The organism is Exiguobacterium sp. EA-TM-5 (assembly GCF_053878415.1).
Genome location: NZ_CM132670.1, coordinates 228,491 through 244,920, shown reverse-complemented (window position 1 = coordinate 244,920; position 16,430 = coordinate 228,491). Strand labels below are relative to the sequence as shown.

14 protein-coding genes and 1 riboswitch are annotated in these 16,430 nt (G+C 45.7%); of the genes, 11 read left to right on the top strand and 3 right to left on the bottom strand.

Translation table 11 applies throughout. The annotated features are described in order from the left end of the window. Positions 1-69: 69 nt before the first annotated feature. Complete coding sequence (locus ACV3PA_RS01250; RefSeq protein ID WP_456125453.1) at positions 70-1,698, bottom strand: ABC1 kinase family protein; 1,629 nt, start codon at positions 1,696-1,698, stop codon at positions 70-72. A 165-nt stretch (positions 1,699-1,863) separates the two neighbouring features. Between ACV3PA_RS01250 and ACV3PA_RS01245 the strand changes: the two genes are divergently transcribed. Beyond that, positions 1,864-2,469, top strand: a complete 606-nt coding sequence (locus ACV3PA_RS01245) for a trimeric intracellular cation channel family protein (protein WP_053452417.1) — start codon at positions 1,864-1,866, stop codon at positions 2,467-2,469. Between the two features lie 2 nt (positions 2,470-2,471). Next, the gene (locus ACV3PA_RS01240; protein WP_029343179.1) at positions 2,472-2,840 is read left to right on the top strand and encodes a DUF423 domain-containing protein; all 369 of its coding nucleotides are present in this window, start codon (positions 2,472-2,474) and stop codon (positions 2,838-2,840) included. Between the two features lie 94 nt (positions 2,841-2,934). Here ACV3PA_RS01240 and ACV3PA_RS01235 read toward each other — a convergent pair whose 3' ends face one another. Both ACV3PA_RS01235 and hemQ read right to left on the bottom strand, forming a co-directional pair. Beyond that, the gene (locus tag ACV3PA_RS01235; protein ID WP_023466754.1) at positions 2,935-3,084 is read right to left on the bottom strand and encodes a hypothetical protein; all 150 of its coding nucleotides are present in this window, start codon (positions 3,082-3,084) and stop codon (positions 2,935-2,937) included. A gap of 92 nt (positions 3,085-3,176) precedes the next feature. Next, entirely contained in the window at positions 3,177-3,953 is a 777-nt protein-coding gene (gene hemQ / locus ACV3PA_RS01230) for a hydrogen peroxide-dependent heme synthase (RefSeq protein ID WP_456125452.1), read from the bottom strand. A 345-nt stretch (positions 3,954-4,298) separates the two neighbouring features. On the opposite strand from hemQ, the gene pta reads away from it, so the two are divergent. The 9 genes from pta to ACV3PA_RS01185 all read left to right on the top strand — a co-directional run bounded on the left by pta (position 4,299) and on the right by ACV3PA_RS01185 (position 16,273). Continuing rightward, complete coding sequence (gene pta, locus ACV3PA_RS01225; protein WP_053452419.1) at positions 4,299-5,285, top strand: phosphate acetyltransferase; 987 nt, start codon at positions 4,299-4,301, stop codon at positions 5,283-5,285. A 70-nt stretch (positions 5,286-5,355) separates the two neighbouring features. Then, a riboswitch (purine riboswitch) is annotated at positions 5,356-5,455 on the top strand. A 76-nt stretch (positions 5,456-5,531) separates the two neighbouring features. After that, positions 5,532-6,116: a xanthine phosphoribosyltransferase gene (locus ACV3PA_RS01220; protein ID WP_238238505.1), complete on the top strand. Its 585-nt coding sequence runs from the start codon at positions 5,532-5,534 to the stop codon at positions 6,114-6,116. Next, positions 6,113-7,414, top strand: a complete 1,302-nt coding sequence (locus ACV3PA_RS01215; RefSeq protein WP_456125451.1) for a nucleobase:cation symporter-2 family protein — start codon at positions 6,113-6,115, stop codon at positions 7,412-7,414. Before ACV3PA_RS01220 ends, ACV3PA_RS01215 begins: the two co-directional genes overlap by 4 nt. 220 nt (positions 7,415-7,634) lie before the next feature. Beyond that, a complete protein-coding gene (locus ACV3PA_RS01210; RefSeq protein ID WP_456125450.1) occupies positions 7,635-9,011 on the top strand; it encodes an amino acid permease in 1,377 nt (458 codons plus the stop codon). A gap of 347 nt (positions 9,012-9,358) precedes the next feature. Then, positions 9,359-10,210, top strand: coding sequence for a BglG family transcription antiterminator LicT (gene licT / locus ACV3PA_RS01205; protein ID WP_456125449.1), 852 nt, complete (start codon positions 9,359-9,361; stop codon positions 10,208-10,210). A gap of 105 nt (positions 10,211-10,315) precedes the next feature. Next, a complete protein-coding gene (locus tag ACV3PA_RS01200) occupies positions 10,316-12,145 on the top strand; it encodes a beta-glucoside-specific PTS transporter subunit IIABC (protein WP_456125448.1) in 1,830 nt (609 codons plus the stop codon). Between the two features lie 25 nt (positions 12,146-12,170). Further along, the gene (locus ACV3PA_RS01195; RefSeq protein WP_456125447.1) at positions 12,171-13,616 is read left to right on the top strand and encodes a glycoside hydrolase family 1 protein; all 1,446 of its coding nucleotides are present in this window, start codon (positions 12,171-12,173) and stop codon (positions 13,614-13,616) included. Positions 13,617-13,839: 223 nt separating this feature from the next. After that, positions 13,840-14,139 carry a rhodanese-like domain-containing protein gene (locus ACV3PA_RS01190; RefSeq protein WP_053452423.1) on the top strand — a complete coding sequence of 100 codons (300 nt, stop codon included), beginning with the start codon at positions 13,840-13,842 and terminating at the stop codon, positions 14,137-14,139. A 154-nt stretch (positions 14,140-14,293) separates the two neighbouring features. Continuing rightward, a complete protein-coding gene (locus ACV3PA_RS01185; protein ID WP_456125446.1) occupies positions 14,294-16,273 on the top strand; it encodes a methyl-accepting chemotaxis protein in 1,980 nt (659 codons plus the stop codon). Positions 16,274-16,430: the final 157 nt, after the last annotated feature.

Sequence of the window (16,430 nt, the reverse complement as noted above, 5' to 3'; positions counted from 1 at the left end):
GGAGCGTAAAAAGGAATTATTCTGAAATAAAAAAACATCCACCGAAGTGGATGTTTTTTGGTATTTCGTTTATCGGAAAGGTTCATCAGCAATCCGAACGATTTGTCGCCCAATCCGCCGACCATTCCATAAAGCGATGACGGCGATCATCAATGAAATACCCATGACGTCGTACTGCGTAAAATAATAACCGAGATAACTAAAAGGGAGACTGACGATCCCGACGAGTGAACTCGTCCACTGTCGAATTTTGAGTGACTCAATGTTCGCAACGCGAGAGAACTTTTGTTGCTCCATGATCCGCCAACGTGTCGGTTCACTTAAGGCATCGTTAACAAGTCGCGGGAAGGCAAGCAACCGTGCGCCGTAAGAGCCAGCGATTTGGAGATAACGGTTTTGGTTTTTCCCTTCGTCATCGAGCCAACGTCGAACCATTGGTTTAGCGAGTTCAAGTAGATTGATTTGTGGTGAAAGAATTTGTAGGATTCCAAGAATCGTTGATGCGGCACGTCCGAAGAAGGCAAATTCAGCAGGGAGTTGAATCGGTTCGTTTCGAACGAGCAATTCGATATCGGATAATACTTTCTCAATCAGTTTCGTATCGACATTTTCCATGTCGCTTTCGAGATAGAACGTAACTGCTTTTTCAATCGCTTGTCGGATATTTTGCTTATTCGCATTCGGTAATAAGAACCGTAAATCCTCTAAACCGTCAACGATTGCATCATAATCCAAGGTAACGAAGGATTGGAGAATCCGTTGAATCGCCCGCATATCGTCTGGCGTCGTCGAACCAATCATCCCGAAATCTAATAAAACGATCTTGCCGTCAGACTGAACAAGGACATTGCCCGGATGTGGATCGGCGTGGAACTTCCCACCGAATAACAATTGTTCGCCAGCATTCAAGAATAGATTACGTGCCAGTTCGTCTCGATCAATCTGATGTTCTGCTAAATAATCGAGATCGGTGATGCGTGTCCCATCAATCCATTCCATGACGAGAACCCGATTTGTACAATGTTCTTCATAATAACTCGGGATATAGATGACAGGGTTCGTCTCATACATCTTTTTAAAGTAGAGACCGTTCTTCAATTCGGTCCGGTAATTTAATTCATCACCAATGACGAAGACCATTTGGCGGTATAAGCTTTGTAAATCAGTTGATTTGTTTAATGAAGTCCGGCGCAACATGGCGATGACGATTCGCATGGCACGGAAATCGGTTTTAATGATTTGTTCGATATTTGGTCGCTGAACTTTGATCGCAACCTTCTTACCGTTTGATTTTAAGATGCCGCTATAAACCTCACCAATCGAAGCAGAAGCGACAGGACGGGGACTGATATCCGTAATGATTTCTTCGATCGGCATACCCCAATCTTCTTCGATGATCTTTCGTGACTCGCCAAGTTTACTTGAAGGTACTTTATCGACGAGTTCAGTCAGTTCCATCAAGACGGATGGCGGGAACAGATCGGCTCGGATCGATAAGAACTGACCCAGTTTAATCAGTAGTCCTTCAAGTCGCAATGCTTTTTTCTTATAGTCACGCGCAATTCGAATCATGATGCGCTCAAACTCTTCGTTGTTCGTACCTGGCCGGTTTTTCCGGGTGAATCGATAGATCGTAAAGATGTAACGTGCGAACATCGTCACAATGACGACGATGCGATAAAGCGCCCAACGTTTCATACGGTCACCTAGCTTCCTGTACAGTTTGTTTCAGTATAGGTTACTTTACCTAAAAACGTCACTCGCAAACGGTCGAAACGGTGACAGAAAATTAATGCTTTACGGAAACCAAAAAGAGAGTATAGTAAGTATTGGAATTTCTTTGTAGAAAGGTGAAATGTGCGCATGTCCTGGGACTTATTGAATATCATCGGCACGGTCGCTTTTGCGATGAGTGGAGCAATCGTTGCGATGGAAGAAAAATATGATTTATTCGGCGTCTGGTTACTTGCTTTAATTACAGCGTTCGGTGGCGGTGCCATTCGTAATTTATTGATTGGTGTGCCGGTATCCGCGCTTTGGTCGCAAGGTGGTCTCTTTTTAGTCGCGATTCTCGTTGCATTGTTGATTTTCATGTTACCCCAGTTATTCTTGCCGCACTGGACACGTTGGGGCGTTCTCGCAGATGCGCTCGGTCTATCTGCGTTTGCGATTCAAGGGGCGTTGATGGCGTCAGCAAAAGGATTGCCGTTGTCGGCAACGATTTCGGCAGCTGTATTGACTGGCGTCGGTGGTGGAGTCGTTCGGGATTTGCTGGCTGGTCGAAAACCGCTCGTCTTGCATAAAGAGATTTATGCGATGTGGGCCGTTATGGCAGCACTCGTGATTGATCGTTTCCAATTGACGAATCCTCTGCATTTGTTCACATTGCTCGGACTCATTACCGTTTTACGTATGCTATCGTATTATTATGAATGGAATTTACCAGCACGACGGTTAGGGGGAGAATAAGTATGAAAGTTTTCATTATGATTGGCGCGATCTCGATGATGTTATCGGTCGCACTTGGAGCATTTGGTGCTCATGCCTTAAAAGATATGTTAACGGAGCGGATGCTCGCAAACTGGCAGACCGGTGTTTTGTATCAGATGGTGCACTCACTCGGAATCTTGGCACTCGGTGGCTTGCTATTGAAAGTTTCGATTCCACAATGGTCATTAGCTGCATGGCTGATGCTCGCCGGCATCGTCTTCTTCTCAGGCAGTCTGTACGTCATGGCATTGACGAACGTGACGAAACTCGGGGCGATCACACCAATCGGTGGTGTCTTATTCATCGCAGCGTGGATCTTTGTTGCGATTGGTGCCTACAAAGGATTATGATGATTAACCGTCTTTCTTCTGTTATGGAGAAAGACGGTTTTTTGTACGAAAAACGCCTACTCGCGATGGAGTAGGCGTAGGTATCAAAACGAATTCATCGTTTTGTCGTTTGTGTTTTATTTAGCTTCGATAATGCTTGCTCATAGCGATCCAGTACGCGATCTGCAACCGGTTTCAGCTCTTTTGAAAGCACAGCGAATTGCAATTCACGCGATCGTGTTGATCGGTTCATAGCATTCCCCATGGTAATTCCTCCTTACGTCATTCAACTTACTGTTTTATAGCCGCAAGGAGTATATTCCCATGAGATATTTCAATCAAACGTCATTCAACACATTAAAGTGCAAAATGAGTATTTAATTGATCACTTTCAAGGCGGTTCCCGATGAAGAACTCACCAAACTCGCCGTATTTCGCGCTAACTTCATCAAAACGCATTTCGTAGACGATTTTTTTGAACTGAAGAATATCGTCTGAGAAGAGCGTGACGCCCCATTCCCAATCGTCAAATCCAGTTGATCCGCCGATGATTTGCTGAATTTTTCCAGCATAACTCCGACCGATCATTCCATGACGGTACATGAGTTCTTTTCGTTTTTCCATCGAAAGCGTGTACCAGTTGTCACCATCACGACGCGACTTACTCATCGGGTAGAAGCAAATATGCTTCGCTTGCGGCAAGATTGGATAGAGACGGTCACGAACATATGGATTCTCGTATGGGTTTCCTTCGCCTGAACCACGGTACGTACCGAGTTCGACGACAGAGACGTAAGAGTACGTCGGAATGAGATAATCATACAGATCAAGTTTCTGCATCTTGACTTCGACGTCTTGGATTTGTTCCATCGTTGGACGAAGGACCATTAAGACAAGATCGGCTTTTTGACCAATGATCGTATAAAGTGCATGGCTTCCGTCTTTAGCTGCTTCGACCCCAGAAAGCTCTGCGAGGAAGGCTTGGAATTCTTCGATCATACGCGCGCGTTCTGTTGCATCGATTTGTTTCAAGCGTGACCAGTCGATCCGGCGGAAATCATGTAATGTATACCAGCCGTCGAGTGTTTCAGCGGCTTGTTGCGTAGCAGTCGGTTCAGATGTTTGGTGTTGCATGGGATGACCTCCTGAGTCTGAAATAAATTGTCTTTTTCCATATCCTATCTTATCACATTCTAGTGATCGGCTTCGTTCTAAAAGGTCTTTGTCCATGAGATCGTAACACATGAAAAAAGCAGAGAGTGGGTAAAAGGGGAAAGGGACATTATTTTGCTTCGAAACAGTCTCTGTACCATTCTTGAAAATGACTGTAATAGTCAGTGAATATGGCTTCAGTGCTTTTGTTAGATAACTTTTTTGCAAATTGTTTTAACAACGATTGAGAACTGTGTATAATAAACGGTGGAAAAGAAAATGGATCAAATCGACGACGTCGTGTTTACCTAAAAAGGAGAGAAACTCATGCAATTATTCGATATGTTAGAACAAAAGATTAAAGCGCACCAACCAAAAATCGTTTTCCCAGAAGGAATTGACGCGCGTGTTCTTGGCGCAGCTGTCCGTTTGAAAAAAGATGGTCTCGTCACACCAATCGTCATCGGACCACGCGTACAAATCGAAGAAACAGCAACAGCGAACGGAATTGATGTCACTGGACTCGATACAATCGATCCGGCTTCTTATGCTGGTATTGATGAGCTCGTCGCATCGTTCGTTGAGCGTCGTAAAGGGAAAGCGACAGAAGAACAAGCACGTGCAGTCATCTTAAAAGACGTGAACACGTTTGGTACGATGCTCGTTCACACAGGACAAGCAGAAGGTCTCGTCTCGGGTGCAATGCACGCAACAGGCGATACAGTTCGTCCAGCACTTCAAATCATCAAAATGCAAGAAGGCTATAAAAAAACATCTGGCGTTTTCATCATGGTACGTGACGATGAGCAATACGTCTTCGCAGATTGCGCAATCAACATTGCACCAGATGCAAACGATCTAGCAGAGAACGCAATCGCATCTGCGAAAACAGCGAAAACATTCGGGATCGATCCGAAAGTTGCATTGCTCAGCTTCTCAACAAAAGGTTCAGCAAAATCACCAGAGACAGAGCGTGTCGTTGAAGCAACGCGCATCGCAAAAGAACGTGCACCAGAACTTGCGATCGATGGCGAACTTCAATTTGATGCTGCATTCGTTCCAAGTGTCGCAAAATCAAAAGCACCAGAATCAGATGTTGCAGGTCAAGCAAATGTCTTCATCTTCCCGAGTCTTGAAGCAGGAAACATTGGCTACAAAATCGCGCAACGTCTTGGTGGATTCGAAGCAATCGGTCCCATCCTTCAAGGTTTGAACAAACCGGTCAACGATCTCTCACGCGGTTGTAACGAAGAAGATGTCTACAAACTTGCGATCATCACGGCAGCACAAGCGGTCGAAGAACGCCAAGCCTAAACATGGTGTGAAAAAGTCTTTACTTTTTCGCTAAACCCCGTACAATGGTACACATCACGAAAATCACGAAACGTAAACGTATAGCAACGCTCGTATAATAGTGGGAATTGGCCCACGAGTCTCTACCGGATCGCCGTAACGGTCCGACTACGGGTGGTGAGTTACTGCTCTCTTTTTTGGCGTACAGTGGCTGCCCCCGGGTAGCGGCTGTACGTTTTTTCGTTTTTTAAAGAGGAGAATGCATGTATGAAACGTCTACACGACATGATTAATCAAGAGGGAATCGTATTATCGGATCAAGTATTGAAAGTAGATGCGTTTTTAAATCATCAGGTCGATCCGACCTTAATGTGGGAAATCGCCTATGAGTTTATGGAACGTTTTCAAGAGGCAGGTATCACACGGATTCTGACAATCGAAGCGGGTGGTATTGCCCCGGCAATGATGACGGCACTCCGTTTAGGTGTACCGATGGTCTATGCCCGTAAGACGAAATCCGTCACGCTGAATGAAGGAACGATTTCAGCTGAAGTATTCTCGTTTACGAAACAGCAGACGAGTACAATTACGGTCGCAGAGAAATACTTACAACCGGGCGAACGTGTTTTGATCATCGATGATTTCCTTGCGAATGGGGAAGCGGCATTCGGTCTCGCGCGTCTCGTTGAACAGGCAGGAGCAGAAGTCGCTGGTTTTGGAATCGTCATTGAAAAGTCATTCCAACCAGGACGTCAAAAGCTAATCGACGCTGGATTCCGTGTCGAGTCACTCGCACGTGTTGAGTCATTGAAGGACGGAAAAGCGACATTCGTCGACTCGGTGACAGTATGAGACTGTCGAACTTCAAAGCAGCCAGTCTCGGACTTCAGCATGTTCTTGCGATGTACACGGGAGCAGCTGTTGTTCCACTGATCGTCGGGAGTGCGATCGGATTGTCAGGAGAAGAACTTGCATATCTCGTTGCAATTGATCTCTTCATGTGTGGAGTGGCGACCTTATTACAAGTACTCGTCACGAAATACACCGGTGTCGGTCTTCCAGTCGTACTTGGTTGTACCTTTACAGCAGTCGGTCCAATGATTGCGATTGGAAGTCTCCAAGGCATTACAGCAATTTATGGTGCTTTGATTGCCAGTGGTCTCATCATTCTCGTCATCTCGGGCTGGTTTAGTAAGATTGCGGTCCTGTTTCCACCGGTTGTTCTGGGTTCAGTCGTCACGATCATCGGGATTTCGCTGATTCCGGCTGCGATCAACGACATCGGAGGCGGACAGGGAGCGAAGGACTTTGGTGACTTGCGTTATCTCGGACTTGCCGGATTAACAATCGTCTTGATTTTGATCTTGAATCGCTACGGTACCGTTTTTTCAAAAGCAGCAGCTGTCTTGATTGCTGTGATGATCAGTACACTCGTTGCGTTTGGTATGGGAATGATCGATTTTAGCCCAGTTGCGGAAGCATCATGGTTCCAAATGGTGACGCCGTTCTACTTCGGTGTCCCGACATTCAACGCTACAGCCATCTTGACGATGACACTCGTGGGTCTTGTCTCAATGGTCGAATCGACGGGCGTATTCTTGACGCTTGGTGAGATTACGGATCGTCGTTTGACAGATAAGGATTTAGCACGTGGATACCGGGCAGAAGGAGTTGCAACGATCGTTGGCGGCATCTTCAACAGCTTCCCGTATACGACCTACAGTCAAAACGTTGGTTTGGTTCAGTTGACGGGTGTTAAAACACGAAAGGTCATTCTGTTTACCGGTGGATTCTTAATCTTGCTCGGTTTCTTACCGAAAGTAGCGACGTTTACGACGTTGATTCCAAAACCTGTTTTGGGTGGAGCGATGTTGATCATGTTTGGAACGGTCGCAGCAAGTGGGATTCGTATTCTGTCACGGGTTGATTTTTCGAAAAACGAACACGTCATTACAGTCGCACTCGCACTCGGAATTGGTCTAGGAATTAGTATGAATCCTGAGATCGTTGCCGGGCTACCGTCGCAAATCCGTGTACTAACGGATAGTCCGATTGTCGCTGGGTCTCTGACAGCGTTACTGTTAAATGGGATCTTCCGGTTGACTAGTAAGTCTGAGTCGCCGGATGTACCACTTGCTAAAGTTGAATAACAATTGTAACTTTCCGAAAGGAGCCATCCTGTATACTACATAGTAGCAGCTGGTTCCTTTTTTATACTGCTATCGTAATCAGAATATTCCGAGTATGTGGATTTGGTAAGAAATATACATTGAAAACGTTTACAAAATCGACACATCTTCTTTATACTGACAACGTAGCGGTACGGGGAACTGCTAAGAAACAAACAGAGACGGGAAGGACGTCGTAAAAATGAAACAACAGACAGAGTTGAATCGGGGACTGGAAGAACGTCATATTACATTGATGTCGCTGGGGGCGGCAATCGGTGTCGGACTCTTCCTCGGATCGGCGAAAGCAATCCAACTGGCAGGTCCAGGGATCTTACTTGGTTATCTTATCGGTGGTATCATCATCTTCATCATCATGCGAGCACTTGGGGAGCTTGCGGTGCGAGAGCCGGTGGCCGGTAGTTTTGCGGAGTATGCCCGAAAGTATGTCAGTCCATTAGCTGGCTTTTTAACAGGTTGGAATTATTGGTTACTCTGGATTTTTACGTGTATGGCGGAAATCACAGCAGTCGGTATTTACATGAAAGTATGGTTCCCAGATTCCCAGGGGTGGGTATGGGCACTAGCAGCACTTGTGTTGATGACGAGTATCAACTTTATTGCTGTTAAATTTTATGGTGAATTCGAATTTTGGTTTGCGTTGATTAAAATCGTCGCGATCGTCGCCATGATCATCTTAGGAACCTTGACGATCGTCATTGGTCTTGGAAACGGTGGCACACCGGTTGGGATTTCGAACCTATGGTCACATGGTGGATTCTTACCGAACGGATTCGGTGGAGTACTTCTTGCCATGCAGATGGTCATGTTTGCGTTCTTAGGAATTGAAGTGATTGGGGTCACAGCAGGGGAAGCGAAGAACCCGAAAAAAACGATTCGAAAAGCCGTTAACAACGTCTTCCTTCGGATTTTAGTATTCTATATCGGAGCACTCTTCGTCATTTTATCGATTTATCCGTGGGATCAAGTCGGTGCGAACAACAGCAGTCCGTTTGTATTATTATTTGATTCACTTGGTATTCCGGCAGCAGCCGGTATCATCAACTTCGTTGTTTTAACGGCAGCACTCTCATCATGTAATTCGGGTATCTTCTCGACAGCTCGAATGATGATGAACTTATCAGAGAATAGTGAAGCGCCACGTCGTTTCTCGAAAATCTCGAAAAACGGTGTTCCAGCACTTGCGACTATCTTGTCAGGTGTCGCGTTGCTCGTTGGTGTTGCTTTGAATTACTTTTTACCGGAAGATGTCTTTGCAATCGTAACGAGTATCGCAACGTTTGGTGCCGTCTGGACGTGGGCAATGATTCTGATTGCTCAGATGCGGGCGCGGAAAGTACATGGTTCAGCAGAATTTGGTGTTCCATTCTTCCCGGTTGCAAACTACATCGCACTCGTAGCACTTGCCGGAGTCATCGTCTTGATGGCATTCGATGCAAGTACACGAATTGCTCTCGTCGTTGGACCACTCTGGTACGCAATTTTGATTGCCGTCTATTATGCACGGGGAATGCATAAAGAGACACGTCAATCAACGCGTCAAGCATCAGGGGAATAAGAGATAGACAAATGGAACTAAACGAAACATATCATGCGGTATCGTTTCGTAAAGTGATCTTGATCAACTGAGTCCAGTCAATACTGGACTCAGTTTTTTCATGCTCTTCTTCATAAGATCATACCTATTTTTTATCCTTTGAAATATATTTTGAAAGCGCTTCATAAATTAGTTGACGCCGTATCCATTCCGTCGTATGCTAATCATGAAAAGAATAAACCGTTCAGGATTGTTACTGCGAAAGCAGGCAAAACCTAAATTGATATCTGTTGCGTGTTGCGGCGATGGATATGAATTTAGGTTTTTTCTTTTCAATACGATGCTCAAGGGTGGAGGTGAGAGATTCCATGCAAATCGTGAAAGTGTTCAATAATAACGTGGTGGCGATTGAATCGAATGGGCAAGAACATGTCGTCATGGGGCGAGGAATCGCGTTTCAAAAACGAATGGGTGATGTGATTGACGAATCACGGATTGAAAAAATATTTACGCTCGAGAGTAAGGAAAGTCGGGAACGATTTATCGATTTTTTAAACGAGATGCCGCAAGCTGAAATCGAGACAGTCAAGGAAATCGTCAAGATGGCAGAAACGAAGCTCAACAAATCACTCCATGACACGATCTACGTGACACTGGCAGACCACATCCATTATGCGCTATCACGGTATGCAGAAGGAATTGTGATTCGAAACCCGCTCGTCTGGGAGGTCAAACGATTTTACGGTCCTGAATTTTCAATCGGAAAAGAAGCAGTTCGGCTGATTAATGACCGGCACGGAGTTCGTTTAGAAGAAGAGGAAGCCGTCTCGATTGCGCTACACCTCGTCAATGCCTCGATGTCTGGTGTTAAAGGTGAGAGCCTTCATATCGTCACTGAAATGACGAAGGCGACACAAGCCATCATGACAATCATCACGTACCACTTTCAAGTAGAATTAGATGAGGAATCTCACGCATACGCTCGCTTTTTGACGCATTTAAAATTTTTTGTCCAACGGATTGTCTCAAAAACGACGCTGAAAGTTGGTGGGGACGAGGAACTGTATGAGATGGTCAAGTCTCGCTATCCACTCGCCTATGATTGCGTCGAAAAAATTGCGAATTTGATTGCTGGTAAGTATGACTATGAAGTATCGAAGGATGAACGACTCTATTTGATGATTCATATCGAAAATCTGATGAAACAGAATCAATCTTAAGGATGGTTACCGCATCGACGGGCCAAACCTAAATGATTGCAGGTGTTTTTCCACTTGCCGTCGTTTAGGTTTTTTTATTCCAAAAATACGAATGGAGTGAATCAGATGGGCAAATATCAAGCTCTTGCGCAAGACATCGTACGCTTGGTTGGTGGCGAAGACAACGTCAAAACAGTCTTTCACTGTGCAACACGATTACGTTTCAAATTAAAAGACGAACAAAAAGCGGATGCTGAAGCGCTAAAACAAATCGATGGCATCATTACCGTCGTAAAAAGTGGTGGTCAGTTCCAGGTCGTCATCGGCAACCATGTCGGTGATGTCTACAACGAACTAAACGGCATTGGTCAGGAGACGTCGGAAGATACGGAAAAAACGAGTTTATTTAATCGTTTCATCGACACGATTGCTGGCATCTTCACACCAATCCTTGGTCCGATGGCAGGAAGCGGACTTTTAAAAGGTTTGCTTGCAATCCTTGTTGCGACGGGGTTATTGACGCCGACAATGGGCACGTACATCGTTTTAAATGCAACAGCGGACGCCCTGTTTTACTTCCTACCGGTTGTCCTCGGTCATTCGGCGGCGAAAAAGTTCGGAGGTAATCCATATATCGGGATGATTATCGGGGGAGCGCTAGTTTATCCGTCGATCGTCGCCTTACAAGCTTCGGGTGATGGCTTAACGTTCTTGACGATTCCGGTCGTCCTCATGAGTTATGCGTCGTCCGTCATTCCGATCATCCTTGCGACGTTCGTTTCGTCAAAACTTGAAAAGTTCTTCAATCGTCATTCGCATGAAGCAGTTAAAAACTTTACGACACCGATGCTCGTCATCATGTTGGTTGTCCCGCTGACATTTCTTGCGATTGGTCCACTTGCAACGTATGCCAGCCAAGGACTGGCAGCCGGTTACTCGTTCATTTACAACTTAAGTCCAGTCATTGCGATTGCCTTCATCGGTGCATTTTGGCAAATCTTCGTCATGTTTGGTCTTCACTGGGGCCTCGTCCCGATTCTTATTAACAATTTAGCCGTGAATGGCTTTGATACAATCAGTGTCGGAGTCTTGATGGCAACCTTTGGTCAAGTAGGTGCTGTCTTTGCCCTTACATTACGGGCGAAAGATCCGAAAATCAAAGGACTTGGTACCTCTTCGACGATTGCTGGGATCTTTGGGATCACCGAACCAGCGATGTATGGTCTGACACTCCCACGCAAAAAGCCATTTATCTTCGGTGTCGTCGGTGGTGCAGCAGGCGGATTGGTTGGTGGTGGATTAGGTACGGCAGCTTACGCGATGGGTGGACTTGGTATTTTCAGTATTCCCGTCATGATTCCGCAAAGTGGTGTCAGCCTTGCCTTTTGGGGTGCCTTCATCGGACTAGCTGTCGCAGCGGCAGTTGCCTTTACGTTGACCTACTTCTTCGCAAATGAAAAACAATCGGTCACACAAGATATGCCGGTCATCAGTGAACAGGTTGGTCTCCCCGTACTAGCACCGGTCAAAGGTGAAATTATTTCGCTCGAGCAAGTAGAGGACGCAGTCTTTTCAAGTGGGGCGATGGGAAAAGGATTAGCGATTGTTCCAGACGAAGGTGTCGTTTATGCACCGTTCGATGGAGAAGTCGTGACAGTATATCCATCAAAACATGCAATCGGATTACGATCTGATACAGGAGTTGAGATTTTAGTCCATATCGGACTCGATACAGTCCAGTTGAATGGTCAATATTTTGAAGCGCTGGTCGAGAGTGGTCAGTCGATTCGAGTTGGCGATCCGTTGATTCGTTTTGATATTGAACAGATCAAACAAGCAGGGTACGACATCATCACACCGGTCATCGTGACGAATACAGCAAGTTATCTGGATGTCTTACCGACATACCGAGGAACAGTCGAACCATCACGCGATGTCTTACGCATCTTAGTCTAACATTCAATCAGAGGAGGAACTTTTTATGAAACAGATCAAATCCGATTTTTTATGGGGCGGCGCAACAGCAGCCAATCAACTAGAAGGCGCGTATGCGACGGATGGGAAGGGCTTGTCGATTGCTGACGTCATGCCGGGTGGGAAGCACCGGATGAACGTCATCCACGATCCACAATTTGATTTTGAATTAAAAGAAGAATACACGTATCCGAATCATGACGGAATCGACTTTTACCATCATTACAAAGAAGACATCGCCTTGTTTGCCGAAATGGGCTTTAAGACATACCGGATGTCGATTGCTTGGAGTCGAATCTTCCCGAACGGAGATGAGACAGCACCGAATGAAGCAGGACTGCAGTTTTACGATAATGTCTTTGACGAGTTGTTGAAACATGGCATCGAGCCACTCGTAACGATTTCACATTACGAATTGCCGCTTCATCTCGCGAAAGAGTACGGTGGTTGGCGTGATCGTCGACTCGTGACGTTCTTCGAGCGATACAGCCGGGTATTATTTGAACGCTATCAAGGGAAAGTCAAGTACTGGTTGACGTTCAATGAAATCAATGGAGCCCAGTTTATGCCGATGCTTAGTCTCGGAATGGCGGTTCGTGAAGATGAAAATATGCTGCAGTCGACATATCAAGGGTTACATCATCAATTCGTTGCGAGCAGTTTAGCAACGAAAGCGGCTCGCGAAATTGATCCATCGATGCAAATTGGCTGTATGCTGATTTCTGCACCGGTATATGCTTACAGTTCAAATCCAGTCGATGTTCAGTTTGCACTCGAAGCAGAACGGATGATGAACTACTTCTGCGGCGACGTTCATGTTCGTGGTGCGTATCCGGCATTTGCTGACCGTTTCTTCGCAGAAAACGGAATCGAGCTAGCAATCGAAGACGGCGATCTTGATCTGTTACGCGACTATACGGTCGACTTCTTCTCACTCAGCTACTATATGTCGCGAACGGAAAAGGCAGAAAAAGACGGAGATGAAGCAGACGGAAACATCATGAGTGGTGTCAAGAACCCGTATTTGAAAGCGAGTGACTGGGGCTGGGAAATCGATCCGGATGGTCTACGAATCATTCTGAATAAACTATACGACCGTTACCAGATTCCGTTGTTCATCGTCGAAAATGGACTCGGTGCCTATGATAACGTCGAAGCAGACGGTACGATTCATGACTCCTACCGGATTACGTATCTCGAAGGTCACTTGAAAGCTATGATGGAAGCGATTCAGGACGGCGTCGAGATGATGGGTTATACGAGCTGGGGTTGTATCGATCTCGTTAGTGCATCGACTGGCGAATACAGCAAACGATATGGTTTCATCTATGTTGATAAACACGATGATGGATCAGGCACATTGAATCGCTCACGGAAAGATTCATTCTATTGGTACAAAGAAGTGATTGCTTCAAATGGTGCTTCACTCACGCAAACGTCCGTCTCGAAATAAACAAAAATAATGATCCTGAACCCTAAAAGTAGACGTGAGCTGTCTATTTTTAGGGTTTTGATATGTAGTGTTGATCAATTTAAAAAAATGTTGTTTCTCTTTGAAATCGTTGAGATCATATCGTGCAATTTTTTCATCGCGCTTAACAAAGAGAACGGTTTCGTTTTGTTTTAATGAGAGATTTGCTACACTTACGACAGAACGATACAGGAGGTCATACGAGATGAAAACGATTCATGTAGATGAGTTACAAGAGCGATTAGAAACAGGCGAGGCGTTACATGTCGTCGACGTACGTGAGCAAGATGAATATGATGCAGGACATATTCCAAACGTCCGCTTCCTTCCGATGTCTGAGATCGGTGAACGCTATACAGAACTTCAGGAAGGCGAAACATACTACTTGATCTGCAAAGCGGGCGGACGTAGTGAAAACGTTGGTCGTTTCCTCGAACAGTACGGCTACGACGTCGTCAACGTTGAAGGCGGTATGATGAACTGGAAGGGCGATCAAGAAGCCTAAGCGTAAGCGTTACCAAGTAAGACGACTCCAAGTGAGTCGTCTTTTTTTATGTGAATCAATGAACGAATATCATTTTTTCTATGAATATTTTTCGTTGTTCTTCCGATAGAGAAGGTAGAATAGCGAGTCCTTGCACTCGAGAATGGAGTGACACATGGAACAAAAGATTAAACGAACGATGAGTATCAAACAAAAATTAATTCTGACATCAATTTTACTGTTAGTAATTCCAGCACTTGTTATCGGATTCGTCGCCTACAATCAGGCAAAACAATCGATGACAGAGCAAATCCTGCAATCGGCACACGGTGGAGTCGATCGGATGAACGATGAGATTCAGAATATTATTGATCCGATGCGACGCGATGTCGCCTTTTTTGCGGATCGGATTGACGGTACGCTTTATCAACAAGGGAAACCGAATGCTGCGTTAAAGGAAAAAATGACGGAATACCTCGATATGCATCCGCAAGCTGCGAATATCTATTTCGCGACGACAGAAGGGGATATGAATATTTTCCCGGAACAGGTCATGCCAGATGACTATGATCCACGTGAACGTTCATGGTATCAATCGGCAGAAGCAGCGGGTGGGAAGGTTGTCATCACTGATCCCTATGTCGATGCTGCCTCGAACAAGATGATGGTCACGCTCTCGCAATCGACGGGTAACGGAAGAGGCGTCGTCGCGATTGATGTCGATGTCGACCGCATCGCAGAAATTGCTAAAAAGATTAAAATTGGTAAAGAGGGTTATGTGACGATTCTCGATTCGAATAAGAAGTTCGTTACGCATCCGACATTAAAACCAGGTGAAAAGGCAACGGGGAATTGGGTGGCGCCACTCTATGCTGACCCGGCCGGACAATTTTCTTATGAATTCGAAAATGAAGGCAAACAGATGGACTTCATGACGAATGACCTGACGAAGTGGAAAGTGGCAGGAACGCTGTACGATCATGAAATTACAGATGCGACATCGAGCATTCTTTGGACGACACTTGCCGTCATTGGCGGGATGTTACTCATTGCAGCAGTCTTCATTTACTTCATCCTTCGCTCGATCTTACGTCCACTCGGTCATTTGACGCGTGGGGCAGAACGTATTCAGTCTGGGGATTTAACAGAACCAGTCATCGTTGAATCAAACGATGAAGTGGGACAAGTGGCGCAAAGCTTTAATGTCATGGTCGACTCACTCCGTTCAATCATCATCAATCTCGATCAGTCGATTACACAAGTGGCTGGCTCTTCACAGGAATTGATGGCGAACTCTGCCCAAACGACATCTGCATCTGAGCAGATCGCAGGATCGATTCAACAGGTTGCAGCGGGGGCGGATCAATCGAAACGTCAACTCGATGCGAACGCTGTTTCACTTCAATCGATTACAGCAGGCATCATGCGAATCGCTGAGAGCTCAACGGACGTCTCGGAATTGTCACGTTCAACGGCAACAGAAGCCGAGAATGGAACAGTTGCTGTATTGCAGAACGTTGAGCAGATGAAAGAAATCGATGCTTCTGTTCAGAACTTCGGCGGTGTTATCACGTCACTTGCCCATCGTTCGAATGAGATTGGAAAAATCGTTGATGTCATCAACGGGATTGCCGAGCAAACGAACTTGTTAGCACTGAACGCGGCAATCGAAGCAGCACGCGCAGGCGAAAACGGAAAAGGATTTGCTGTCGTCGCAAGCGAAGTACGAAAACTGGCAGAGCAATCACAGGATTCGACGAAACAAATTGCTCACTTGATTCAAAACATTAAACAAGAGACGGATCAATCTGTCACGATGATGAAGGAGGTCTCAGGACAGACGAAAGCTGGCTTGTCGACGACAGAAGCATCAGCAGAGCGTTTCCAAAAGATTCTCGAACGCACGCAGGAAATGACGCCACGGATCGAAGATGTGACGGCGACGGTCGAAGAGATCGCGGCGAATGTCCAAGAAGTATCTGCGTCAGCGACGGAAATCGCACATATCGCGCAAGAGAATTCGTCCGCTTCGAAACAAGTCGCAGCGACGACGGAAGAACAGTTGAGTGCGATGGAAGAGATTTCGCAATCAGCTAAAGCATTATCTGATATGGCGGAAGAATTACAGGGACTCGTTGCCCGTTTCCGTGTTTAAATGATCAAATCAAACAAAGGCAAGGAAGCCCGTCTTCCTTGCCTTTTTCGTCTGTTAACATCTTGTGAAAAAACGAACAAACATCTTGATATCCTTGCTAATCCGGGCTTGAGACGGTGTTAAAACGGGAATTTAATAAGTATCTAACACTTCGAAG